The 24,593-nt window shown below is 48.3% G+C and carries 25 protein-coding genes; 10 read left to right on the forward strand and 15 right to left on the reverse strand.

The annotated features are described in order from the left end of the window. From OXH18_RS23095 to OXH18_RS23125, 7 genes are all read right to left on the reverse strand, one after another. Entirely contained in the window at nucleotides 1-2,520 is a 2,520-nt protein-coding gene (locus OXH18_RS23095) for an HAD-IC family P-type ATPase (RefSeq protein ID WP_268609854.1), read from the reverse strand. A gap of 61 nt (nucleotides 2,521-2,581) precedes the next feature. Beyond that, complete coding sequence (locus OXH18_RS23100) at nucleotides 2,582-2,872, reverse strand: hypothetical protein (RefSeq protein ID WP_268609855.1); 291 nt, start codon at nucleotides 2,870-2,872, stop codon at nucleotides 2,582-2,584. A 268-nt stretch (nucleotides 2,873-3,140) separates the two neighbouring features. Continuing rightward, nucleotides 3,141-4,799 carry an MFS transporter gene (locus OXH18_RS23105; RefSeq protein ID WP_268609856.1) on the reverse strand — a complete coding sequence of 553 codons (1,659 nt, stop codon included), beginning with the start codon at nucleotides 4,797-4,799 and terminating at the stop codon, nucleotides 3,141-3,143. Continuing rightward, the gene (locus OXH18_RS23110) at nucleotides 4,796-5,740 is read right to left on the reverse strand and encodes a YihY/virulence factor BrkB family protein (protein WP_268609857.1); all 945 of its coding nucleotides are present in this window, start codon (nucleotides 5,738-5,740) and stop codon (nucleotides 4,796-4,798) included. Before OXH18_RS23110 ends, OXH18_RS23105 begins: the two co-directional genes overlap by 4 nt. 34 nt (nucleotides 5,741-5,774) lie before the next feature. After that, nucleotides 5,775-6,311, reverse strand: a complete 537-nt coding sequence (locus OXH18_RS23115) for a DUF3124 domain-containing protein (RefSeq protein WP_268609858.1) — start codon at nucleotides 6,309-6,311, stop codon at nucleotides 5,775-5,777. 68 nt (nucleotides 6,312-6,379) lie between these two features. Beyond that, nucleotides 6,380-8,998 carry a C45 family autoproteolytic acyltransferase/hydolase gene (locus OXH18_RS23120; RefSeq protein WP_268609859.1) on the reverse strand — a complete coding sequence of 873 codons (2,619 nt, stop codon included), beginning with the start codon at nucleotides 8,996-8,998 and terminating at the stop codon, nucleotides 6,380-6,382. A gap of 258 nt (nucleotides 8,999-9,256) precedes the next feature. Next, nucleotides 9,257-9,454: a hypothetical protein gene (locus OXH18_RS23125; RefSeq protein ID WP_268609861.1), complete on the reverse strand. Its 198-nt coding sequence runs from the start codon at nucleotides 9,452-9,454 to the stop codon at nucleotides 9,257-9,259. 405 nt (nucleotides 9,455-9,859) lie between these two features. Between OXH18_RS23125 and OXH18_RS23130 the strand changes: the two genes are divergently transcribed. Beyond that, nucleotides 9,860-10,060 (forward strand): hypothetical protein, encoded by a 201-nt coding sequence (locus OXH18_RS23130; RefSeq protein WP_268609225.1) that lies wholly within the window; start codon nucleotides 9,860-9,862, stop codon nucleotides 10,058-10,060. A 119-nt stretch (nucleotides 10,061-10,179) separates the two neighbouring features. Continuing rightward, on the forward strand, nucleotides 10,180-10,275 hold the full coding sequence (petL, locus tag OXH18_RS23135; protein ID WP_268609862.1) for a cytochrome b6-f complex subunit PetL: 96 nt from the start codon (nucleotides 10,180-10,182) through the stop codon (nucleotides 10,273-10,275). 253 nt (nucleotides 10,276-10,528) lie between these two features. Here the strand turns inward: petL and OXH18_RS23140 are convergent, their stop codons facing one another. Then, on the reverse strand, nucleotides 10,529-11,005 hold the full coding sequence (locus OXH18_RS23140) for a CYTH domain-containing protein (RefSeq protein ID WP_268609863.1): 477 nt from the start codon (nucleotides 11,003-11,005) through the stop codon (nucleotides 10,529-10,531). Nucleotides 11,006-11,055: 50 nt separating this feature from the next. Here OXH18_RS23140 and OXH18_RS23145 point away from each other — a divergent pair, with 50 nt between their 5' ends. Both OXH18_RS23145 and mscL read left to right on the forward strand, forming a co-directional pair. Beyond that, a complete protein-coding gene (locus OXH18_RS23145; protein WP_268609864.1) occupies nucleotides 11,056-11,715 on the forward strand; it encodes a DUF6962 family protein in 660 nt (219 codons plus the stop codon). Between the two features lie 89 nt (nucleotides 11,716-11,804). Next, on the forward strand, nucleotides 11,805-12,245 hold the full coding sequence (gene mscL, locus OXH18_RS23150; RefSeq protein ID WP_268609865.1) for a large conductance mechanosensitive channel protein MscL: 441 nt from the start codon (nucleotides 11,805-11,807) through the stop codon (nucleotides 12,243-12,245). 21 nt (nucleotides 12,246-12,266) lie between these two features. On the opposite strand, the gene OXH18_RS23155 is transcribed toward mscL, so the two are convergent. The 3 genes from OXH18_RS23155 to hpsE all read right to left on the reverse strand — a co-directional run bounded on the left by OXH18_RS23155 (nucleotide 12,267) and on the right by hpsE (nucleotide 14,618). After that, nucleotides 12,267-12,620 carry a hypothetical protein gene (locus OXH18_RS23155; protein WP_268609867.1) on the reverse strand — a complete coding sequence of 118 codons (354 nt, stop codon included), beginning with the start codon at nucleotides 12,618-12,620 and terminating at the stop codon, nucleotides 12,267-12,269. Nucleotides 12,621-12,726: 106 nt separating this feature from the next. After that, nucleotides 12,727-12,972 carry a hypothetical protein gene (locus OXH18_RS23160; protein WP_268609868.1) on the reverse strand — a complete coding sequence of 82 codons (246 nt, stop codon included), beginning with the start codon at nucleotides 12,970-12,972 and terminating at the stop codon, nucleotides 12,727-12,729. A gap of 677 nt (nucleotides 12,973-13,649) precedes the next feature. After that, entirely contained in the window at nucleotides 13,650-14,618 is a 969-nt protein-coding gene (hpsE, locus tag OXH18_RS23165; RefSeq protein WP_268609869.1) for a hormogonium polysaccharide biosynthesis glycosyltransferase HpsE, read from the reverse strand. Nucleotides 14,619-15,211: 593 nt separating this feature from the next. Between hpsE and apcA the strand changes: the two genes are divergently transcribed. From apcA to OXH18_RS23195, 6 genes are all read left to right on the forward strand, one after another. Continuing rightward, nucleotides 15,212-15,697: an allophycocyanin subunit alpha gene (gene apcA / locus OXH18_RS23170; RefSeq protein WP_268609870.1), complete on the forward strand. Its 486-nt coding sequence runs from the start codon at nucleotides 15,212-15,214 to the stop codon at nucleotides 15,695-15,697. 123 nt (nucleotides 15,698-15,820) lie between these two features. Beyond that, nucleotides 15,821-16,306 carry an allophycocyanin subunit beta gene (gene apcB / locus OXH18_RS23175; protein ID WP_268609871.1) on the forward strand — a complete coding sequence of 162 codons (486 nt, stop codon included), beginning with the start codon at nucleotides 15,821-15,823 and terminating at the stop codon, nucleotides 16,304-16,306. A gap of 358 nt (nucleotides 16,307-16,664) precedes the next feature. Next, nucleotides 16,665-16,868 (forward strand): phycobilisome linker polypeptide, encoded by a 204-nt coding sequence (locus OXH18_RS23180; RefSeq protein WP_268609872.1) that lies wholly within the window; start codon nucleotides 16,665-16,667, stop codon nucleotides 16,866-16,868. 212 nt (nucleotides 16,869-17,080) lie between these two features. After that, nucleotides 17,081-18,250 (forward strand): FtsW/RodA/SpoVE family cell cycle protein, encoded by a 1,170-nt coding sequence (locus OXH18_RS23185; RefSeq protein ID WP_268609873.1) that lies wholly within the window; start codon nucleotides 17,081-17,083, stop codon nucleotides 18,248-18,250. Between the two features lie 303 nt (nucleotides 18,251-18,553). Continuing rightward, nucleotides 18,554-18,703: a hypothetical protein gene (locus tag OXH18_RS23190; protein WP_268609875.1), complete on the forward strand. Its 150-nt coding sequence runs from the start codon at nucleotides 18,554-18,556 to the stop codon at nucleotides 18,701-18,703. Between the two features lie 333 nt (nucleotides 18,704-19,036). Further along, nucleotides 19,037-20,296, forward strand: a complete 1,260-nt coding sequence (locus OXH18_RS23195; RefSeq protein ID WP_268609877.1) for a hypothetical protein — start codon at nucleotides 19,037-19,039, stop codon at nucleotides 20,294-20,296. 12 nt (nucleotides 20,297-20,308) lie between these two features. Here OXH18_RS23195 and hpsU read toward each other — a convergent pair whose 3' ends face one another. The 4 genes from hpsU to OXH18_RS23215 form a co-directional block, all read right to left on the reverse strand. Then, nucleotides 20,309-20,950, reverse strand: coding sequence for a hormogonium polysaccharide biosynthesis acetyltransferase HpsU (gene hpsU, locus OXH18_RS23200; RefSeq protein ID WP_268609878.1), 642 nt, complete (start codon nucleotides 20,948-20,950; stop codon nucleotides 20,309-20,311). Between the two features lie 15 nt (nucleotides 20,951-20,965). Further along, nucleotides 20,966-21,889, reverse strand: a complete 924-nt coding sequence (locus OXH18_RS23205) for a glycosyltransferase family 2 protein (RefSeq protein WP_268609879.1) — start codon at nucleotides 21,887-21,889, stop codon at nucleotides 20,966-20,968. A 72-nt stretch (nucleotides 21,890-21,961) separates the two neighbouring features. Next, nucleotides 21,962-22,897, reverse strand: a complete 936-nt coding sequence (locus OXH18_RS23210) for a glycosyltransferase (RefSeq protein WP_268609881.1) — start codon at nucleotides 22,895-22,897, stop codon at nucleotides 21,962-21,964. Between the two features lie 147 nt (nucleotides 22,898-23,044). Further along, nucleotides 23,045-24,406 (reverse strand): NAD(P)/FAD-dependent oxidoreductase, encoded by a 1,362-nt coding sequence (locus OXH18_RS23215; protein WP_268609883.1) that lies wholly within the window; start codon nucleotides 24,404-24,406, stop codon nucleotides 23,045-23,047. Between the last annotated feature and the right edge of the window lie 187 nt (nucleotides 24,407-24,593).

Consider the following 24,593-nt stretch of genomic DNA (forward strand, 5'->3'; position numbering starts at 1 on the left):
CTAATAGCCTGATTCATTCTCAGCGATAGATGGACTAATTTTGATACCCAAAAATCGATCGAGCAAGGCATGTCTCCAGAAGAAGCGTACCACGAGTGCCCACAGCACGGCTGCTAATCCGATGCCTAGATAGTGAATAAACTCAAGCGGATATAGTTCAAAAAAGTTGCGTAAACCAGGAACAGCAAGAATCACTAGATAAATCAATAAAACTATCCCCGCCAGCAGGGTATAGCGCCAATCTCGGCTCAGCGGTTCTCCCCCCACCCAGGCGGTTGTTGGCGGTTTGAGGAATGGCAACAGTAGCAATCCTCCGAACACTTGCAGGGTAATCAGCGCTGTTTCAGCCACTCGTTGTGCTCTGACAATATCGGCTCTAGTAATTTGCCGACCCAGTTCATCAAAGGGAATCTGTCCATTCAGCCACTCAAAAATCGGGCCGATGTTTTCCGCTAAGAAGAAAAGATACACCAAAATACTCATCAACGATAAGGTCAACGTGGCAGGAAGCACAAAATGTAAAAACGGGTCGCCATCACTGCTGCGAGGTTTTTCGGGCGTGGCCCATAGCGTGACAAAGAACGGCGGAATCCCAACAGTGAGAAAGGTAACGATCGTGCTGGCTTTAATGCCAAAGGGAAACGACAGGACAATCATGCCGATTGCGACGATTGCCAGCGTAAACGAGAAGATACGCACCATAAACAGCTTGGTGATGTCAGCTACGCCATTGCGAATCCGTTGCCCCTCCAAAAAGATTTTGGGCAGCGCCCTGAATGTGTCCTTGAGCAAAACAATATCAGCCACACCCCGAGTTGCCTGACTGCCGCTTTCCATGGCCACGCCCACATTCGCCTGCTTCAGCGACAGCACATCATTCACCCCATCTCCCATCATGGCAACATAGTGATTGCGAGACTGAAGGCTTTTCACAAGACGAGCCTTTTGTTCGGGAGTAATGCGCCCAAAAATCGTGCCGTCTTCTGCCGTTTGGGTGAACACAGCCTCGTCCATCTCTGCTAAATCTTGGCCCGACACGGCAATAATATCTTGGCTTAAGCCAGCTTGTTTGGCCAACGCGGCTACAGTGGTGGGATTGTCACCAGAAATGACTTTGACTTGAATGCCAGCCTGACGAAATTCTGCCAAAGTTTCACGGGCATCCGGACGCAGTTCATCGCCAAAGTAGAGGATTCCCAACGGTTGCAAATTCGGTGGTAATACTGGATTTCCAGCCGCATCCTGTCGATCGCTCACCATAGGACTATGGGCAAACAGCAGCACTCGCAAACCTTGATCGGCTCCTTGGCGAATGGACTCTTGAAGATCTTCAGACAAGGGAAGCACCGTTGCCAATATTTCAGGCGCACCCAGGATATAGATTCCGGGACGATCGGCAAAGATCATACCGCTCCATTTGTGGGCAGAGCCGAAGGGCACTTCCAGCTTCACCGATCGCTTGACAGAGGGTAGGGCTGTGGCAATGGCGTCATTGGTTTTGTTACTGGATGAGGCGCTGGCTGCAAAATCGCCTAAGGCGGTTTCTAATTCTGTTCGATCGATGTCAATGGGCTGTACCGTTTGTAGATTAATGCGATTCGCCGTCAGGGTTCCTGTTTTGTCCAAACACATAACATCGACATTGCTAATCGATTCCACTGCATTGGACTGTTGCACCAACGCGCTTTGTTCAGCAATCCGCACAGCCCCCAACGCATAGGTAAGGGTAATCATGAAATATAACCCGATTGGCACCAATCCTACAATGACTGCCAAGTTTTGTACGCCAGTTGTAATCGAGGTGATACCAAGCGCCATCCGTAACAGTGTAATTAATCCCAGCACGATCGCCACGCCCAACAATAGACGAATCATCAAATTGATGCGATGCTGCAACGGAGTCATCACTTTACGAAACTTTCGAGCCTCGGCGGTCATTTTACTGGCTAGGCTTTCTGCCCCAACCTTTTCAGCTGCATAGCAAGCGGAGCCGCTGACGCAAAAACTGCCGGAATAGACGGGCTTACCCACCTGCTTGGCAATCAAATCCGATTCCCCTGTTAACAACGACTCATCGACTTTGATTGCTCCATCCCCAACGATAACCCCATCGACAACAATCTGATCTCCCGGACGCACCACTAACACATCGCCCACCACAATCTCACTAGGATCGATCGATCGTTCCTGTCCTTCTCGAATCACGCTGGCTTTTGGTCGAGTAATTAACGCAATCTGATCAAGTTTTTGCTTAGCGCGAATTTCCTGCACCACATTGATGACGACATTCAACAAAACAACAGACGCCAACACCAGCACATCGCTAGCTCGCCCCAGCGCAATCAGCACCAGACTCAGGAAAAAATACGCACCGTTAATGAACGTGAAGAGATTGTCTCGCAAAATCTCCCAGTAGGTACGACTGGTTTGCGATGGCAAATCGTTACCTTGCCCGTTGGCGCGACGATGGGCTGCTTCGGCATGGCTAAGTCCTTGAGGGTGACTGGTAGTAACTTGCATAGAGTGATGACCTAAGCGGAAAGTAAGAAGACAGGAGAGGTTTTTGTCAACTTCCCTTGTTTCAAAATACTATGGGCAATTGAGGACTGAGTCCAACTGGGATTGGGCCGCTTCTACGGCTGCGACTTGGGGGGCTGATTGAGTCTCTAGCTTGAGCGAGGGTGGCGGTCTTAGGAACAGCGGATACGGCGCGATCGAGATCTTGATAGGTCTGCTCTAGCTCAGTCACTTTTGCTTCCTGCACCGTTTGGGCTGACTGCTTCACATCATTAAACGTTGTTCGCACTTGATCCCGCGCTTGTTGCAAATCTCCTACGGTAGAACTGGGGCTGATGCTCTTAAGCGTAGCCACGGCTGTGTTGAATCGAGCTAAATTGGTGCACAACTCTGCTTTCTTGTCCTACGTAGATTGAGGCGATTCAGTCGTACAGCCGACCAAGAGAACGAGCGACAACATTGCCAAACATAAATTAAATGCACGATTAGTAATTATAAAAAACCTTGGTTTAGAATAAATTAAGTAGATAGGTAGAACTAACGTCAAAACCTAGCACGCAAATCCTAGCGAAAAGTTATATGAAACTCATAGGTAACAGCACGAACCGTTATGGAGCACTCACCTACTCATAGCTAGCTCTTTCAGGTAGCTTACAAAATGCCTGGGCCGGATATTTAGGCAAGGTGGCCGCCAGCATCAAACAAATTCCTGTACATAGCAGAGCAATCAGCAAGGAGGTTCGCATTCCTACCAGCGCTGCTTCTAGCCCGATCGGGCGAATTAACGGAGCAATCGAGGGCGGCAATTGGCTAGATAATGTAGCTTCAAGTTCTTGGCGTGACAGCGTTTGAATCATTTCCTGCAATTGCGCAATGATCTGATTGCGTTGAACAGGAGGTAAAGTTCTACCCATCTTTTCTAGAAGACCGTCTACAATGTTTCGAGAGGCAAAGGAAATCAAAGCTGTGCCTAGAATAGCTCGTCCTAGGGAACTACCCAAATTCTGTACTGGGTTATAGATTCCTGAACCTTCTGGTTTTTCATCGGCTGTGGCAGCAGAATAAGTCAGTTTACTAATATAGGATAGAAATAAACCAGAGCCAATACCCATCACAATTAATCCTGGCATTAAATCTAAGGATGTGATTTGCGTCTGTAAGCTACGATAAAGTAATCCAATTCCGATCGCAATTAGAACAATGCCAGTATGTACAATATATTTTGGTGGGATGCGATCGCCTAACATCAAACACTTGAGAATTACAATCACAACAATAATCATCGTAATGTTGTAGGGAATAATAGTAAGCGCAGTCTGAAACGGATTTAGTGACAGCGCTACAGGCACAAATTGAAATAAATTAAACTGTAATCCAGTTGTAATTAATGTATGCAGCATAGCAGTCAGCAAGCCTAATACGAAACCACGCTTGCGTAATAGTCCGGCTCGTAATAACGAGGCCATGCGTCGATCTGCCTGCCGTCGCTGCCAGAAGATAAAGAACCCCAACAAAATTATGCCAACCGCAATTAGGGTGGGGACGATCGACAGGGCAAAGGGAGGAATCACCACACCAGCAATTGTAAACAGGCGCTTGGGTTGCCACCAGCCAAACTCAGCCGATAGGCTAATGCCGATTAAAATAAAGCCCAGTCCCCAAAAGGACAGTAACCCGCCGACCCAATCGATCGGTTGTTGATAGCGGGTCACTAGCCTGGGGAGCGATCGGTGCAACAGTCCAACCACCACTAAAACGACCAAAGCTGGTGCAAAGGCCCAACGCCAACTAAACTGCGACGCCAAATAGCCGCCTAGCAACGCGCCAGACAGTCCCCCCAAGGACGAGGCCACAATCAGCGCTACATTCGCTTGCTCTTCTGCTTTGCCATCAAACGCCAAGTCAGCAATGGCCCAGGGGGTGCTAATCAACGGGGTTGCAGCTACCCCAGTCAACAGCGAAAAACTGACGGCGAGCATTCCCATCGCAGGGCTGAGGGCAGTCAGCGCAATGCCAATGCCATACAGCATCAACCCCAAGAGAAAGACGGGCGTTCGGCCATAGAAGCGACACAGGTTCTCAGTCGTAGGAGCGAAGGAAGCTGTCACAAGCGAAAATAGTACTAGAATACTTTGAATGTAACCAATACTGGAATTGAAATCAGACACGATCGCTGGCATGATTGCTGGCATGACGCTCACACTATAGGCAATCATGAATAACGTCAAACTGATTGCCCAAAATCCTTTTCGTCCTAGCTGTACGGTTCCTGGTTGATTCATGAGGTTCTATGCCGACGACTACCAAAAAGTTGTGCATATACATAAGAAAATACGCAGCCTAGCAAGAAAATTTGACAGGTCAGGAAAATCCACAGTAACAGGATCATGACGCTGCCAATGACTCCATAGGAGAGAAAGTGACTTCCGATCGTAATGACGCTATTGCTAACCAATTGCTGCAATCCCACGAGTAACAGAGCAGTCAGCAGTGCACCCAACCACACATCTTGCCAACTGACATAAACCGAGGGCAAAATTTTGAACAAAATGCAAAACGCAATGGCCAATAGCAAAAACGATGAGCTAGTTTGCAAGCCGCGCGTCAGTTGCAATTCATCGACCTCAATAAATGAAAACGTATGCTGAAAATTACTAACTAGTTGAAGAATAGTTTTAATAACAATGTTGGAGATTAATGAAGTCAGTAACAAGAGCGCCACTCCTAGCACCAACAGAAATGCAAACAATCGATTTGCAACAAAGAAAAGCACCATTCTAGACACCGAACCAACCTCGGATGCCCGACTTGGCGATCGCCAAATTCTATTGACTGAACTTCTAAGAATGGTGAAGACGGCGCTAGAAGTCCACACCAAAAGGCCAAAGCCAATCAGTCCGGCTCCGACACTGTTTTGGTTCAAGGCAATCACCGTATCCCGAACAAGATCATGCACTTCCGGGGGCAAAAATCGCTGGGCAGCTTCTTGAATGGTTTGAAATGCTTCCGTGTTGGGACCAATCACGGCTCCAATCACACTCAGAATGACTAACAGCATCGGAAATAGGGAAAACAGCGCAAAGTAGGCAAGCGAGGCTGCCATACCGGGGCCGTTATCTTGATCCCACTTGATGCCCGTTTGAATCAAGAGTTGAGCTGGTCTTGAGGGCAGAACTGTCGATCGAATGTAGGGTAGAACCGTGGACTGAAGATGTCGCATCATTGGTTTGATATCAGGCTGTACCATCATTAGTTGACTAGTTTGGAGTAGGTGGGCTACTGGTTCGATCGCGAATGACTCGTCCGGGACTGATCAAAGAAATTCCTTGGTTGCCGCTGGCATTTAGCATGACCGATTCAATCACTGGAGTAGAAACCGCTTGCCGAGCCACCCATTCGACAACAAACGCTGCTCCCACTCCGCCGCTAGCATCTTCTTGCTCCACCACAAAACTGGTTGACGCCAACGGTTCCAGTTCTATCGGTTGCTCTAAATAGCTGCGAACCAGTTCACCAGCGTCATTGTAATACTCGACCGAGGCAACAATCATGGCATGGGTTAGGTCTGTGTTGCGGACGCTGAGTGTGGCAGTCAGGTCAATCGTTTGGCTCTGCTGCCACATGTAAATTTGCGAGTAGATGGGAACGTAAACAGTTTGCCCTGCAACGAGTTGGTCGGTACTATCTAGGGAAACCGTTTTCAGTGGAGTGGTTGGTGCCGGTGGTGGAGGGGAAGCACAGGCTGTCAGCGATATCATCAGAGTTGCAACATAACCAAAAACCGATCGCTTCATTGGAAGTAGCTATGGAGGTATGAGGGCTGTCAGACAGAATTCGTGTTGATTTCCCATGCAATTCACGGCTACAGTGCCGGAGATTCACACGGTGTTGCATCTGGGAAGTTCAGCATCTCTCCTAAGGAAAAGCAGACAAACGGATTCTCAGGGACAGGAGGTTGCCCCGCTGCCACCCAAAGCAGAAGTCTATCGGGATCATAGATACCTTGCCGCATCGACCCATTACCGCCCGGGCTGGCATCATCATCAAACACCTTTAAGGGGCTAGCCTCTAGGGTGTCAGGATTCACGCGATCGCGCCCGATTTTGGCCATGGCAGCCGGATCAATAGTGCCATAAAGTGAGCTAACGCCATTTGGTTCCATCAGTTGGGCAAAGCGATCGAAGCGAGACAGGCTGGATTGACTGAGGGGAAAGCGCTGGCGATCGAACATCTCTTCTAAAACAATGTGATTAGTGACATACACCACACCGTTGTCTTGCAGTTCTCGCACGCCCAAATTGCGACCTGTAAACTCAAAGGCTCCCGCTTGTTTGGATTTACCATCAGTGATCATAATCAGATTAGCGTGAACGCGGGGTTCGCTATCCATGATCTGTCGCGCTTCTGCAAAGCTGGTGGCGGTGTTCAAAATTTGCGCCATGATCTGCACATTACTGCCGCCTTCAAACGATAGTTCGTTGTGCCCAGCGTGGACAGTATCCAGTCCTACCGTAATTCCCGCTGTATTCAGCCCCCAATTCGGCCAGATCATACCGGGATAGGTAATAAATACATGTGGCAAACCATCATTTGGCTGACGTACAAACACCACTGGATTGTTCATGATGTAATCTACTGGCTTTTTATTATTATCCAGCGTGCTGCCGTGATACAGCCGTCCATCTTTCGTAGCGTCTCCGGTTGCCACCCACTGAGCGCATCCATCCCAAAACAGCACATCGGGTAAAGCGGTGCCAAAGATGGCTTGATAGACATCGCCGTAGGCCAAAACTAGACAGGCTTCGATCGTCATACCAATATCCTGAGTTGCATCTGTTAAGCCCTGACACTCTTGGGCAATCTCAGGATAGGAGCGATGAGCCGCTAATCGTCCCAATGCCAGCCCTCGACCTGCAAACCGTAGTGCTCCCATGATGTCACTACCCAACGACGCAATCTCGTCATGTAGGTATTGCCCGTGTTGATAGCCCATCTCGTAGGGGGTGCCTTGCAACCAAACCACTTTGATGATTCCTTGATCTTCGCGATGGGGGGCAACTGGCTGCCAGTTGGCGGGTAAAAATTGAGCGCGTTCGATCGGATCAAGGGTAGGAGTTGTCATCACCGTCGCCATCGCTGGGCCAATCGGAGGTTGCTCTCCAACGGGTTGGTCACACGTACAGAGGGTTTCAGCGGCCGAGGCTTGCAGTTGCACCAACCAGTCTTCAATGCTAACAGCGGTGGCTCTCACTCCTCCTTGAGCTTGAAAGCGGCTAGCGTTACGCCCCAATCTGGCTAATCGTGCTCCATTGATCGTCACCTGTGGAGTGGGATACCGCTGTAAAATTTCGAGCAACGACAGGTGATTGTCATCGGCGGCCGATAGCACACTCGCCGATCGCAGTGCTTGAATGTTGGCAGTATTCGATCGCGTTTGTATCACCTGCCCCACTTGGTAGAGCAAATATTCCCCGAGCAGATTATTCAGCGTTTGATCGAGGAATCTTAAACTCACAGACACTTCTTGGGTCAGCGCCGATCGAACGATCTCTGGGTCAACTCCCGCCACATTAAAGAAAAATCCCCAACCCGAAGGCAATTCCCCCGTTTCAGCAAAGCGCGTCAGATCTTGCATCGACATCGATCGACCAAACGGGCCAAACCGGAACCGCAGTTCTTTATTAGCCAGCGCCGGAGAATCGCTGGGTTCTAGAGCAATCAGTGCTGGATCGGTCGAATCGATCGTTCGAGCCTCCACTAGTTTTTCATTCCCTAGTTTGGTGGTTGGTGCGGCGATTGGCAGTAGGGCAGCGATATCACGGCGTGCTTGATTATAGTCAATCCTAGCTTGGGACAGCGATACATCAGGCGATTCTGTCGGTAGATTACAGTCGCACAGAAGTTCTGGTAGCAGTGCTTGCGCGATGTTTAAAAGGGGTTCAATGCGTGTCACCAACGAGTTTACATCCGTATACACTTGTTCAAGACGATGCACCTCTAGTCGAACACTCGATTCAGGATAGTTCTCTAAAACATTCAAGATCGAGAAGGAATTATCGTCTTTTAGGGCACGCTCGAAGGCGGTACGCAAGGGTTCCAGACTTTCTCGTCCAAGGGGATCGCCCACCACTTTATTAATTTGCAATAAGACAAATTCGGAACCGACCTGACGCACTTCTGGTGGTGGCGTGATCTCGGTGGTCAGCCATTGTTTCACGTCAGCCGGATTGTGATTGGTCTCTTGCCAAAACTGCTGTAGCTCAGGCGACGTTGCTTCATCGGCAATAAACGCTTGTAGCTCTGCTAATGCGATCGTCATCCTGACATCGCGCGATTGCAGCAGCACGGTTCCAGAGGCAGAAACCGGACGAATCAAGAACAAAAAACTGATCCCAATTCCCAGAAGTAGATACACACCCGATCGCTTCCAGCGAATGGTGAGACGATAGAGAATAGCAAATACGCTAAATAGGTGCAGCATAAACAGAAGTAATCAGCGGCAGTGATCAACAGAACTCCACAAGCGCTACTCTCGACTCAAGCAACCCAAGCAAGGCACGCAACTTGTAAATGATTCAAATTTTTCTAGAAATTCGATTGAATTTAACTTATTTGAAACATTGCTTAGCAAAACTCGTTGTGGAATGCCAATTTGAATGTAATGGCGATCGAAAGCAATTTTCAGTCGCCGTCGTGACTCCCGTGCAATGGCCCACTGTTTCAGCGGGGCCGCTTTAATTCAAACCCAAATCACGTTACTCGTACGCGAGAGTTGTTCAACGCCCAACAATCCATGGGTATCCAGAATGCTCGAGCGCCACTCGGAAGCATGGGCTAGGCGATCAACGGTTTCACGAACCACTACCAGCGCAAAGTCAATGTCGGTATTATACGCGACTTCAATCTGAAAATCTGTCCATGCCCCTGTTCGGGACATATTTTCCACTTGAGGTCGTTAAGCTATTGGCTAGCGTTATCCATTTACCATCATCACTGCGAATTTGCGTAATTCTTCAATTTAAATTTCGGCAGAAAATTCTGACAAAAAAGTAGCTCGATACGCTTGTGCAACCCGATCGAGTTGGTTTATGCTATGGCGATGCTGGTTCTTTCGCAGGACGAGAGGAACGGCTGAACGGCTCAAGGTACTGGCGCTGATTAGGGAAGTTTGGCCGCAACCCTAACCAGCTAACCTAACTTCCTGTATCCACCAGGAGGCTAGGCTGTGTTGATTGTAGACCAGGTGTCTGCGATCGGCACACCTTGCTGATGCATGGTTGGGTGACACCCATGCCTTGGGCCGTTCTTAACCCAATAGAAAACATCAGCAAGGAATACAACCATGACTGGAGAATGGAATCGCGAATTGCCCGTTCAGGAAAGCGATCGGGTACAGATTTGGATTATTGGGACACGCGACCAAGTGATACATCAGATCAATGAGTTCTATGTGCGCAAGATTGCCACCGACCGAGTGCAGTTTACGCCGATCGTTCCGGCTCCGTTTGCCACAGGCAAGTACATGACCGTGCTGGTGCGGTAGGGACAGGGAGTGGTGGATGGTGAATCAGCCATCCACCCATCTAGGAGTAGCCGCCGGGAACCGAAGATGCTTCAATAAGCGGTATGACGATTTATATAAAGTGATTGGGAGATCGATCGATGTCTGGAGTTATTGTTTACTTTGTTCTGTTGGGTGGCGCCTTTGCGACGGCTATGGGGCTGTATTTTGGACTCAAAGCCGTTAAATTGATTTAAGTTCAACGGAGTTCGTCGTTTTCTTGTAGGGTGGGTATCCTGTCTATCTAAACCCAGTTGGGCCCATGCATATGCTATCTGCCCAAGCTCAAATGGGCTGATTGACTGACCAAAGGTTTCCACCCTCACCCGGCATCCCTCTTCCACAGCCAGAGAGGGACGTTTGGGTGAGGTGTCCATCCTACAAGACAGTGAAGCCTTCTTGCAGGCATCTAGCCATTGCTAAGTCAATACCTGAACGATCGCCAAAGCACTAGTCCTGATCCTTCCACTCGCTGTAGGGGTGTTTGGCCAGTTGAGCGTTGTAATAGCGCGGGTCATACGAAACTTCTTTGCCGATCCACGCTGGCAACGAGACCAATTGCTCAGGATCGCTTAGCTCAACTTCTGCTATCACTAGCCCTTGATTGGCTCCAGCAAATTCATCGACTTCCCACACCAGTCCTTGCCACGGAATGCGGTAACGAACTTTCTCAATTAGAGGACGCTCACAAAGGGTATCAAGTAATTCAGCCGCATCATTGGCAGGAATGGCATACTCAAATTCTGTTCTGGAAATGCCGTCTGTTGCGCCTTTAATGGTGAGATAGCCAGTATCACCAGCCATGCGGACACGCACGGTTAGGTGTTTGTTTGAGAGAAGATAGCCTTGCCGATAAGCCACCCCGATCGCCAACGATCGCCAGGCATCACCTACTACCAGAAATTTTCGTTCAATTTCCATTGCCATCGTGTTTGCGCTCCTAGTCCCGATCGAGTGCTCGCAGTTGCTTCTAGCCTATGACAATTACAGAACCCACCACAATGTTGACAGATTATGCCCTCGCTGTAGCGGCAATGGTGTTTGCGGTGCGGCTGTTTCAACTCAGTCTGCGGCAGAAGCATCGAGCAATTGGGTTATGGGCGATCGCATTTGGACTTGTCGCCATAGCGGCAGGACTAGGCGGAACCTGTCATGGCTTTACCCATTACCTGAGCAATACCATGCTTCATCGGCTGTGGTACGCTATGCTCTATGCCCTCAGCGGCGCGAGCTTTTTCATGCTGACGGCAACACTGAGTAGCTCCCTACCTCGACGCTGGCAGCGCTGGCTATGGTTGGCCATTGCAACCAAAACACTTCTGTATTTAACCGGCGTGACGGTTCATCACAACTTTGCCTACGCGATCGCAGATTACCTCTCAGCCATGTTTATCATGTTGATTGTAGAAACACGATCGCTGTACCAAGGAAACCAGGTTGAGTCTGCTCGATGGATTGTGGCAGGCATTCTTGTATCTGTTGTAGCGGTGGGTGTGCAAGGATTGGGGGTGACAACTGCCGGACTCAACCACAACGATTGGTATCATCTGGTGCAACTGGTAGGCTTATATTTACTCTATCGCGGTGCTAGTTGCCAATCTCCACAATACTCTTACAACGAATCCAAAACCTGGTAGCGTGTGTTGTCTAGGTGCGATCGTTAGGTTGACAGATACCAAAGTTTTTGATACTCAAGTTAAGGTCAGCTTTAGGAAATCAAGTAATTATGACAGTCGAACGCGGAAGAAGAGTTGTTACCGGCTTCTGGGCAGAGTTTTGGGAATTCATTAAACGTGGTAATGTGGTCGATCTTGCCGTTGCCGTTGTCATTGGTAGCGCATTTGCTAGGATTGTTGACTCGTTAGTGACAGATATCATCACACCTGCCATTGTTAGCCCAGCGCTAGCAGCTGCCAACGTAGACAGCATTCAAGAATGGACGGTGGGCAATGGCATTAAGATCGGACTATTTCTAGCGGCTGTGTTAAATTTCCTCATCATTGCACTGGCTGTTTTTGCAGCTATTCGTCTTTACGAAACCTTTCGGCATCGAGTGCTGGGGATGGAAGAAGCTGATGCTCCGCCTGATCCAGTGGTTGAATCTCAAGAAAGATTGACCGGAGCCATCGAGCGATTGACAACGGCTGTGGAGCGGCGAACTCCCTAAAGCGCGTTTCCAATAGGTTCTTCAAAAATATGTCCAAACTGAGTATCGATCGACTTTGAACTGATTTTGAGAAGATCTTGTTGTACAAGATACAGCACTAGCAATGATAGGCTTTCTAAGCGCTGAATATTTACCTGGTTTGTTTAGCATCAAATAAAAGAGGGAGGAGACACTTGGTTCTCTTCCCTCTCGCTCTTTCTGATTAGTGTTGAATTTGTGTTGACTAGTTGATGAGCCAATTTCACCTTGCTTCAGCTTCTTGGACAAATTCTTCAGTTGCTTCTGTCGTTGTCGCTTACGAGCCGTGCCGCCTCTGCCTTTGTTGTTTCGGCCTTCGCGGCGTGGTGATTCCCATCGCTTCAATTGTCGAGCCATTCTTGATCATCCTTAGACTGATTCTCTGGGTCTATTTTAACTACAAGACAATTCTCAACAATTTCGGAAATACGAACTGGTTTTTCTAGTCTATGAATAAATACGGCTAGCTCACTAGGGCTTCCACCTTATTTTCCCACACACGACGAATCAGCCTACGATCGTACCGTTGTTCTCGTAACCGGCGTTTCGTACCCTCTAGGCGAATGGTTTCTTCATACTTACCAACCGACATCACCAATGTATTCTCATCCGCCATGCGGTATTGATAAATTTGAGGAACACTATCAGACGCTAATCCTTTATTGGTGAATACTAAACCAGGCTGATTAGCACTCACACACCAAGACATATGACCAATTCCTGATTTAGTGTAATATTCCCAGCTTAATTTCACTCCAAATTCAACCTGTGTTAATTGATGGATTTGGCTGAGCTCAAACAATTCTTGCTGATTCAAAAAGCTAACTGTTACCTTAACTAATTTGCATAACCAAACACTTTGCGATCGCCGCCAAAAATTATAAAGATTCTGATGAGTGAACATTTCTATTTTCTGTCAATCAGTGATAAAACAAACGTAATCAACCATTTACAAATAAATAAAAACAACTAAGATTTCAAAAATTTTGAATCATAGTCATAGGCAAGGCAATAAAAACTAGTTGTTAACTTTTCTGCTAATCTACTATGGTGTTCGATGGTGTTGTATCGCTCTTATATTGCCATCTGCTGTCATAGTTATAGATTAAATATGAACGATCGAAATAGGCTCTGACAGTACCCGCATGGGTACATTTTCAGAACCAATCAAATATTTTCTTCGTGTGTTTAATTTGCTAATTGACTGATAATTTTTTGCCCCTCATTCCCTAACCCTTACTTCCAGATGCGGCGAAGGGAGTCGAGACAATTGAGCAATTTTCAATATCTCTCGTCCTTGCGGAGAGAAATTTAGGGTGAGGGAAATCGAGGGGTATCAATCAATTTTGTGTATTTAATCTGTATACAAAGAGAGGTTAATTGAACTCAGGACAGGGTTCGTTTTCGCTTCAAGTTATAGAGTGGACTCAAAAAACTACTCACTAGCAGTTCCATTTCGCACGCAACAACCACGTCTGTTTTGAGATGCTGTCGGTATTTCAAGAAATATGCAACCGCTTTGTAGAAATCGTTCATTAAGTAACCGATCGTCACAAACGGAATTTGCCAGCGTTTATAGTTCAGCATTCGCAGAGAATGTTTGGCTAACCCCACACCGCGCACTAGTTGAAGTAAATAGTCTCGCTCTAAGCGCCAAGCTGGAATTGCATGATAAATATGCATCTCCGGGTTATTCCAAATTTCCCAACCCGCTTGCCGAAGATAGGTGAGCACTTCAATATCCTCTCCCTTTGAGGCGATCGACGCTCCGGTTGGTCCTTGAATCACCTGAGTTAGGGGAATACTCTCTAGCCAAGCCTGTTTGCGGATCACTAACCCGGCTCCGGGTGGTAAAACCCTATCGGTTTTGCGACCATTGGCTTTCGAGTTATAGCAAAACGGCTGCCGTCGCTCAACAATGGCCAAGAAGCAGGCAATTCGACCAAAATTCTGAGGAGGTAACTGTTCATATTGCCCATGAATTTGTCCACCAAAGGCCCCAGCTTTCGCATGTGCTTGCCCAAACCCATAAGCTGCTGCTACCCAGTTTGGAGCGGGAAGATTGTCATCATCTAGAAACCCCACCCACTCACCTTGCGCTTCCTGCATGGCTCTGCGTCGGGCAATCGCGGCTCCCTGCTGTGGTTCGAACACATACCGCAGTGCACAGATCGCCCCCCAACTAGCTTGATAGGCTTGCACCAGCGCGGCTGTATTGTCGCAGCTATTGTTGTCTACAACCAACACTTCCCAAACAAAGCTTTCGGTGTGGGTTTGTACTTTCAGATGATCGAGCAGAACTGGCAAGCGATCGCCCGCATTGTAAGCTCTGATAGCAACGGTAAAGTTGACCATAGGAAGATCGTCGGCAGGGGACGGAAGCACGCAAGTCATTCATATAGACATTCAAACGCGCTTCCTGCACTCAGAATGCCCTGAAGCAACCCCTGCCGTAACGATCAACCAGACTAATTCTTGAAGAGAATGCCCAAAACAAAAGGGCACTCAAACTGAGTGCACCCGATTCGTCAGAGTATTGATGACGTAGCTGTTATGACTCGATCTGATACTAGAATAGGGGCAGCCAAGCGGATACTCTGTAAAAACAGATACTTAACGATGATCAGTCACGCTTATTCACAAATCATTACAAACTCTCAGAACAGAGCTTGAAGTCAAGAAATTGTGCTTTTCGCTGCTGCATCAAGCTTCACGATCGGTTTCAAAGCGCCATTTTCATCTTGAATGAGGAAGAGTATTACAAAATGTTGCGAATGCCCTAAGAGTGTGAACTCAATGCCGGAAAATATTTGCGGAAGATAACTGAGTGCAGACCGAAAGAGCACCCTGAGAAAGGTTGACTTTTCCTGTTGAAAGCTCAGTTACTCGATGGTGAACGCCAGTTTAATCATCTTTGGTTACATTTTGCTTTTCGGAGGAATCCATCAATGAGTGTTGTCACGAAGTCAATCGTGAATGCTGATGCTGAGGCTCGCTACCTGAGTCCTGGCGAACTAGACCAGATTCGTAGCTTTGTTACCTCTGGCGAACGTCGTCTGCGGATTGCTCAAGTGTTGACCGATTCTCGTGAGCGCATTGTCAAGCAAGCAGGAGATCAGTTGTTCCAAAAGCGCCCTGATGTTGTTTCTCCTGGTGGAAACGCTTATGGCGAAGAAATGACCGCAACCTGTCTGCGCGACCTCGACTACTACCTGCGTTTGATCACCTACGGTGTAGTGTCTGGTGATGTCACCCCGATCGAAGAGATCGGTATCGTTGGCGTGCGCGAGATGTACAAGTCTTTAGGAACTCCAATCGACGCGGTGGCAGAAGGTGTCCGTGCTATGAAGAACGCAGCGTTGTCACTCATGTCTGGTGAGGATGCTGCTGAGGCAGGTTCCTACTTCGACTATGTGATTGGTGCAATGAGCTAATTGAGTTTTAGTGTTCAGTGCCAACGCTTGATGTCAGGCGCTCCATTCAAAACCAAAAACTCAATCCTTTTTTCACCCGAATTTAGTTTCGTAGACAGTAACGAAATTTAAGGAAGCGAAATCATGCAAGACGCAATTACTGCTGTTATTAACTCTGCTGACGTTCAGGGTAAGTACCTGGACACTGGCGCACTGGAAAAGCTAAAGAGCTATTTTTCTAGCGGTGAACTGCGCGTTCGGGCTGCAACCACCATCAGCGCTAATGCGGCTGCGATCGTAAAAGAGGCTGTTGCTAAGTCTCTGCTTTACTCGGATATCACTCGTCCCGGTGGCAATATGTATACCACCCGTCGCTATGCTGCTTGCATCCGCGACCTCGACTACTACCTCCGCTACGGCACCTACGCCATGCTGGCTGGCGATCCGTCCATCCTAGATGAGCGTGTGCTCAATGGTTTGAAGGAAACCTACAATTCCTTGGGTGTACCTATTGCTGCAACTGTGCAAGCTATCCAAGCGATGAAGGAAGTCACCGCTAGCTTGGTTGGTGCTGATGCCGGTAAGGAAATGGGTGTTTACCTCGACTACATCTGCTCTGGTCTGAGCTAATGAATAGTTAGTTTTGAGTTTTGAGTTTTGAGGATCAAATTGCTCAGCAATTTAGAGACTTGAAGCTAAAAATTGAAGACTAGAAACTGGAGGACTGGGAAGTTTGGGGTGAGTGTTAGATGGTTGATGGCAACTCGGAGGAGTTTGCTATAGCGATCTAAGATTGACTCTAGACTCCCAGCCTTGAAGTAATTAACCAAATATCATCGCGGTTTTGGATTTTTAGAGTTTGGACAGGTGCGATCGAGTCACTGCACAGCTTGAGGACCGTCTAAAGTCGGTGATCTGAGATCCAAAATTACAAAGGTCTACATTCAACAAAAATTTTCAGTCTGATCTGACATTAGGAGAGATATCCATGCGGATGTTCAAAGTCACAGCCTGCGTTCCCAGCCAAACTAGAATTCGGACTCAGCGCGAATTGCAAAACACCTACTTTACCAAGTTGGTTCCCTACGACAACTGGTTTAAAGAGCAACAACGAATTCAAAAAATGGGTGGCAAAATTGTCAAAGTGGAATTGGCAACGGGCAAACCTGGTACCAACGCTGGTTTGGGCTAGAGCGCGCCACTATCGACGTATCTTGTTGACCGCTCGACGGCTGATTGTCTTCGCTCATGATCATAGACAGGTCGCGATCGGTTGTATGCGCTGAGGTCTGATTAGACCTCTTTTTTTATGGCAGCTTCCATGGAAGTGTTGAACCAATTGGGCTGACTTGCGTTACCGTTAGTAGACTGTTTCTGCCTTCTGCATTTTTACGCTAACCGATTGTGAATCTTTGCAAGTTCATTACATTTTTCACGCCCTCTACCAACGAATGGGGTCTCGAAGCGCGGCTGCTGCACTGGATGACCTTCCTGTGGCTCTTTATTGGGCTAGTGATCATGTTTTCTGCGTCCTATGCCATTGCTGAAGCGACCTTAGACGACGGTCTCTATTTTTTTAAGGTACAAATTCTCTGGATTTGCTTGGCGCTGATTGGATTTAGTATTCTCGTTCACTCCCCCTTGAGATATGTGTTAGGACTGGCTAGTTGGCTGGTGCTGATCATGTTGGGGTTACTCATGCTGACGCTGGTGATGGGCGTCAATGTCAATGGTGCAACGCGCTGGCTATTCATTGGACCTATGAATTTGCAAGCGTCAGAACTGATCAAACCGTTTTTGGTCTTGCAAGGGGCCCGCATTTTTGGACGATGGGAACAGCTAACCTGGTCTACACGCCTCAGTTGGCTGGGAATCTTTGTTTTGGTGTTGGTGGGAATTTTGTTTCAACCCAATCTCAGTACCGCCGCGCTGTGCGGCATGATGCTTTGGCTGATGGCAATGGCAGCCGGGCTTCCCTATAGCTACCTTGCGAGCGCAGCCACATCAGGGCTGTTGGCGGCAATCATTAGTGTTAGTATCAAAACCTATCAACGACGACGATTGATTTCGTTTCTCAATCCCTGGGCCGATCCGAGACAAGATGGCTACCAACTGATTCAAAGTTTACTGGCGATCGGTTCGGGTGGATTTTGGGGAACTGGGTTTGGGCTTTCCCATCAAAAGTTGTTCTATCTGCCGATTCAATACACTGATTTTATTTTTGCTGTGTTTGCCGAAGAGTTTGGTTTTGTGGGATCGGTGCTGCTGCTGTTGATGTTGGCGGCTTACGGCACGATCGCACTTCGAGTTGCCATCAAAACTAAAAACCGGATTCATCAATTGATTGCTGTAGGAGCCACCATCTTAATGGTGGGGCAATCACTATTGAATATTGGCGTTGCGACGGGGGCTTTGCCAACCACGGGGTTGCCATTTCCCTTAATCAGCTATGGCGGCAACTCAATGATGGCTAGCTTGGCCACGGCTGCGTTACTGATTCGCGTAGCTCGTGAAAACTGTGGGGCAGCGGTGCTACCCTTACACGAGCGACGAGCAACCTCAAAACAGGTATGATTGCAATCGATGGATGGCTAGCTGATGCCAACTCCAAGGGGCGTTGCTGAGCGCAGATATAATTGCCCTCTCTGCCATACTGGGTGACTGTTAAGACCGATACTGGTAGCTGCTCTATCTAGCGATGGCTGGAATTTCCTGATTTGTGCGAAAAATCTTTTACAAATCTGGAATTGCCTCGCTCGAACGTGAGGACACCTAATGTGCCTATCCAAAAACTGGATAGTTGGTTGCTATTTGTTGGGTTTTGGACGCTTGAATAGCTTGTAGGCACACAAAACTGCATGAAACCGTGGTGGTGGTATGGAAATGTCCATTTATGAACGGATTTTTACCAGCGTACTAATGCTAGTCATGGTGGCGGCCGTCATTGCCCTCATTCATGCTCTGGATACTGCCGAGCCAGCTAGCCGCGCTGGAAAGCCAGTTGCCATTGAACGATCGCGACTTTGATATCCCTGATTTTTCTCTTTCAGTTGGCTCTTTCAGTTCCCTGTTCTCGCTTCAACTTCGTATTTTTGCCACGCTCGATTGTCGTCGAACTCCTAGAAGGCCTTGCTGCATTCAAGTCGGAGTTGCCCTCATCCCCACTCCTGCTTCCTCCGGGAGCGGACTAGGGTGAGGGGCAGTCCAATTCAGGTCTCGATTCAGCGATGCCTTCCTAGCGATTGGATTCGCCTCCTACTTAGCTGGTTGCCTCACTTCATCAAATCTGGCTATTCAGACAACATAAATTAAGCGAAATTCATCATAGAATGACTCGGTTGTCTTTGTCTGACGTTCACTATGGTCGCAACTGTGATTGACCCTGAGCAGTGGCAAGCCACCTACGAAGCTGCCTCTCTGACGCGACAATACGAGATGCTGCTAGAAGTGATGGCTCAGCCCCTCTCGCTGGATCTGATCGAGGAACTAGATCTAGAAATGCTCGTCCTGACTATGCGAGATGAGCTAGTGAATCGCCACTTGTTTGACCAGGCGATCGCTTTGATTCAGACTGTGCAGCAACAACAACCCAGTTTGCATCAGCAAGAATTTGCTGTTCTAGATAGCTTTTTGGTTGAGTATTATCTTTATTGCAACCATCCGCAACAGGTTCGGGCAGCTTTGCAACAGTTTTTGCAATATCCTGCCGCCGATATTGATCAAACGTTGGCCATTCTCGACTATTTAAAGTTTTACAACGCTACCTCCCTGGCGGTGGAATTGAGTCAAGTCGCCTACGAAGCCGTCCAAGCATCAGCCAATCGGGTGCTGGGCGTTGAAATGCAATTCAGTGATGTTTTATTGGGTAACTGGATGCAGCAGGCCCATCAACAATTGAAACAAGGCCATTCCGTTGATTGGAACACATTCTTGGCAGAATCTGTCAAGTACGAGTTTGATAAATACGAGTTTGGTAACAAAGCGCAGTGGATCAAGGAACTTGAGCAGCATCTAACTCGTGAGGTGCAAAATAGCCCAGAGTTTGTTGCCCAGTTCAGACACGATCGCAGCGAGGCGTTGCGCACAACATCACTGGGGTTTTGTCAGTACATGGCGGAAGAAAAGCAGGTGAGCTTTATCTGTAGTCGCGCTCTTTGGGAAAGTATTTACACTTTTTTAGAACATCGAGAGACTTCTGGCACGAAGCTGGCTCAACCAGAGAGCTATTTTGCTTTTTCACTCCTAGAGTTGGAAATCTATGTGGCTCAGAAAATTGGAGCGCTACTGTCTACGCAGCAATCTGTTGGTGTTGCCGTGTTATGGGGCATTCCCTATGTGTATGACTTTCTGCGATCGAAGCAAATTATTTCAAGGGATCTACATCAGCAAGCCATAAAGAGTGTTGCTGCGCTGAAAACTGCGTTGATAAACAATTATGCCCATTTGTGGAAGTATAGTTTTGTGCATCGATGGTTGCCGCCTGATAGTGTTGCCACTGCCGAGTTTGAAGCAGAAAAACAATGCTTTGCTGCTAGCTTCGAGCGAGTGGTTGCATTGGATGCTACCCTAGATCCGCTCCTGAATCCATTGGTTGCTGTCTATCCATCTGTCTATCCATAATTTGTTGGGTCTCTAATTTATTGGGTCTCTCACTGGCAGCGTCACGTCTGCAATAGTGCGACGGTACTGAAACTGGCATGGGTTTCCCCAACAAACTGACTGTTCAGGCAACGTCTTCAAAACATTACTGCGTGCCCCAACTACCGTATTTGCCCCAATCTTCACTCCTGGTGCCACAAAACAGTCTGTTGCTATCCAAACACCGTTACCGACTTGAATTGGTGCTGTGGTTAATCCAAAGGCAGGATCGTCAATGTTGTGGCTACCCGTGCAAAGATAACTTCGTTGGGAAATCACGCAATGTGCTCCAATGGCAATGCGATCGAGGCTATAGAGCACCACATCATCTCCAATCCAACTGTAGTCACCAATAGTGATTTTCCAGGGATAGGTGAAGCGAGCCGTAGGCCGTATAATCACACCGTGCCCGATGGTTGCACCAAACCAACGCAGCACCGCAATACGAGGAGCATGAACTGAATGAGGAGTCAGCGGAAACACGATTGCCTGCACCAACCACCACAACAGAATGACCCAACCGGGACGGCCGCGATCGAAATGGGATTGATTGTAGCGCCGCAGATCAACCAGTGCAGGTGAGGTGAGATCAGGGCTATCCAATTGAGAATCTAGTTGAAAGTTGGAAATCGTCATAATGATGGAGAGTTCCTACACCTCCGTTTGAGGAATGGGCTGAACCATCGTGATTGGCACAGACGTTTTGTTGAGTTGCCCACCGAATTGCTGTAGCTCAAACAGTTTGACGCCAATCTGGTATTCGTATTGGCTTAGCAGCCGCGCATAAATATAGCCAGCTTTGCCATCCAGAAATCCCAACCGCAAAAAATAAGACAAGAGGAAGCGTAACAGTGGCTTAAAGGGCAACCGCACCCAAATTCGCTTCAAAAAGCGCTTGCGTTGGACTGAATCACCGAATAGATTTGCGCCGATTGTGTCGCGCTCTGCCATACCCGTTAGCAGGTTATAGTACACTCTTGCTTCCCAGTTAGAATAGCGATTGTGCCGCTCCAACCACTGAAAAATATCGCGAAAATCAATATGCAACATATCCTGTTTGAGATAGCCAGCCGTTCCCTGTAGCATTACATGTTCATGAACTTCGTTATCTCCGGTGTTGCGAATGTCCTCAGTGTTGAGGTTTTCATAACGCCCTTGTTGATGGCGAAATAGCCGCAGGTTCCAGTCTGGATATTTGCCGCCATGTCGAATCCACTGACCTAGAAAAAATACTCGGCGGTTGAGATAGTAGCCACTATAGGCTGGGTTTTGAATAGCTTCGGCTATTTCCTCCCACAGTTCTGGGGGAATGCGCTCGTCGCAGTCTACAATCAATACCCATTCGTTGCGAAAGGGGAGGGTTTCCAGTGACCAATTTTTTTTCTTGGGCCAGCGACCATTGAATTGAAACTGTACGACCGTAGCACCATATTGTTCAGCAATTTCCACCGATCGATCGTTGCTTTGTGAATCGACGACAAAGACTTCGTCGGCTTGAGCAACGCTGGCGAGACAGGCTGGCAAATTAGCTTCTTCGTTTTTAGCTGGGATCAAAACAGAGACTGGAATTTTCATAGGAGGTAAGGAGTAGGGAGTAGGGAGTAGGGATGAAAGGAAGGATAAACAATAAAAAACGAATCCAACCCTTTAGCCTTTAGCCGTCTGCCTTCTGAAGGCTATGCCCTGAATTGCAGCTTTGAGGTAGCCGATTTGCCCATAGGCGTAGGCAAGGCTGTCAAATCGTTGAGCAGGATCGTGAATGTATCTCAGCGATCGATATACCCCTCGGAGACAGCGTTCTGAACCACGTGCGAGTTGGTTCCAGCCTGTTTGACCCGCTAGCTGTTCGCGATAACATTCACTAATGCCTTGCCACCAACCACGATTGAGAAACCAGGAATGTTTGAGGCGTTCGGGTGCAACATGGTGGGCAACGAGCGCATCAGGCAGATAGGCAACTTTCCACCCTTGAGCTAGTGCCAGTTCAGTCATGTGCAGTTCTTCGTTGGACAATAGGGTTTTGCCAACGCGACCCAACTTGAGATCAAATCCACCGACTTGATCCAGAAAATGACGGCGAATCGAGTAGTTTAATCCCCTTGGAGTTAGACTGGGGCGATCGACATAGAGCATAGTTTCACCTAGGTCATAAGCTCCTAAATTGCCAGCGAGTCCGGGTGAGAGCCAACGCGGAGGGCAACTTCCTGCTGCCCACAGCAAGGTTACTTTTCCGCCCGCGATCGCCAATTGGGGATCACGTTCATAAGCTGCATAAATTGTCTGCAACCACTGAGGGCTGGCAACCGCATCATCATCGAGATAGGCCAAAATGGGGCTATGGGCAACCGATGCCCCTGTGTTGCGGGCAACCGAGAGTCCCATCGTAGCTTCGTAGATGTAGTGAAGCTGGGGGTGCTTCCGCGCTTTGACAATTTCACGGGTGCGATCGCTGGAGGCGTTGTCTACAACAATAATTTCATACGGTTCAGCAAAGGTTTGGGCCAGCAAACTATCGATTGCGGCTCCCAGGTATGTCTCGCGGTTGTGGGTGCAAATAATGGCCGAGATCTGCGGTTCGGGCATAACGCAAGCCTTGCAGACAAAGGTGAACATTAACCTTTAGAATGCCCAAGCTTGGTGGCTGACTAACGGTTTGTGAGATGCCAAAGCGCAGAGAAAATTTCTGCCGCTTTCTGTGCATCATATTGACCTTGTTAATTTCCAGGTTGCTTACACCTCAACGGGCGATTTTGCGCTGGCTGCTGCCCGATAATCGCTAGCTTCATCACTAGTTACCTGTCCTAGCGTTCCTTCTCCCGTGATCAGACGCGCCCCTCGATTGCGGGTGAAGTAGTTCCATCCCCATTGCAACAGCACAATCAGCTTGTTGTCGAACTCAATCAGATAATAGATGTGCGCAAACACCCAGATTAGCCAAGCTAAGGGGCCAGAGAGTTTTAGTCGTCCCAGGTCGGCCACTGCTTTGTTTTGTCCAATGACGGCAAGACTACCAGAGTTGTTGTAGCGGAAGGGAGGAATGGTTTTACCGTTCAGCCGTTCTTTGATGAGCCGAGCCACATATTGACCTTCTTGTACGGCTACGGGGGCAACCCCTGGCAACGGTTTTCCGTCTTGATGCGTATAGTTTGCTAGATCTCCCACAACGAAAATGTTGGGATAGTTGGCAATGCTGAGATCTGGCTCAACAATTACTCGGCCGGAACGATCGAGACTTGCCCCGGTGCGTTGCTCTAAGACTTTGCCCATTGCAGAAGCCTTGACACCAGCTGCCCAGAGAATCGTTTGGGCTGGAATCTGCTCAAGGTGATCTCCCTGTTTTGCCGTAACCACATTGTTTTCAATGTTTGTCACCAAGGTGTTGGTGCAGATGGTAACACCCAAGTCTGTCAGGGATTCGGCCGCTTTGGCAGAAAGATCGGGCGGATAGGGCGGTAAAATCCGATCCATGCCTTCCAGAAGCAGAATTCTGGCGTCGCTAGTGTCAATATCGCGAAAGTCTTGTTTCAAAGTCTTAAAGGCTAATTCGGCGATCGCCCCAGCTAATTCAACCCCAGTCGGGCCTCCCCCCACAATCACAAACGTCAACCAGGCTTTGCGCTTCTCTGGGTCGGTTTCTTGTTCTGCCGCTTCAAAGGCCATGAAGATGCGCCGACGCATCTCTAGGGCATCTTCCACAGTTTTTAAGCCTGGAGCCGTAGGTTTCCAATGATCGTTCCCGAAATAGTGATGGCTGACCCCAGTGGCCACAATCAGCGTATCGTATTCCAACTCACCACCTCGCAACATCACCTTTTGCTGAGTAGGGTCAACATCCACCACTTCATCCATCAGCACCTTCGTGTTTCGGTTTCTACTCAGAATGCCTCGCAAGGGAGAGGAAATATCAGCTGGCGAAAGTGTACCTGTTGCGACTTGATATAGCAAGGGTTGAAACAGATGAAAATTGCGTTTGTCTACCAGCGTTACCTGAACCGGAACCCGCCCAAGCTCCTTTGCAGCATAGAGTCCGCCAAATCCACCGCCAACAATGACCACGCGCTGAGAAAATTGCTTTCCAGCAATATCTGCCATCTTCAACTCCTTTTATCTGCTGTTTTGAGTGCCACAAAAATCAGACAAGTGAACCAGGACAAGGTTGACGAGAAATGTTGCTTGTTCTTTACAAACGCTTCTAAGCTTAGTTATAGCCCGAGCGCGGTTAGGTCTAAGTAACTCCTGCTACGAGGCTCAAGAATTTTATGTGAACTTTTTCGCTTAA

This window comes from Thermocoleostomius sinensis A174 (assembly GCF_026802175.1).
Taxonomy (GTDB): domain Bacteria; phylum Cyanobacteriota; class Cyanobacteriia; order Elainellales; family Elainellaceae; genus Thermocoleostomius; species Thermocoleostomius sinensis.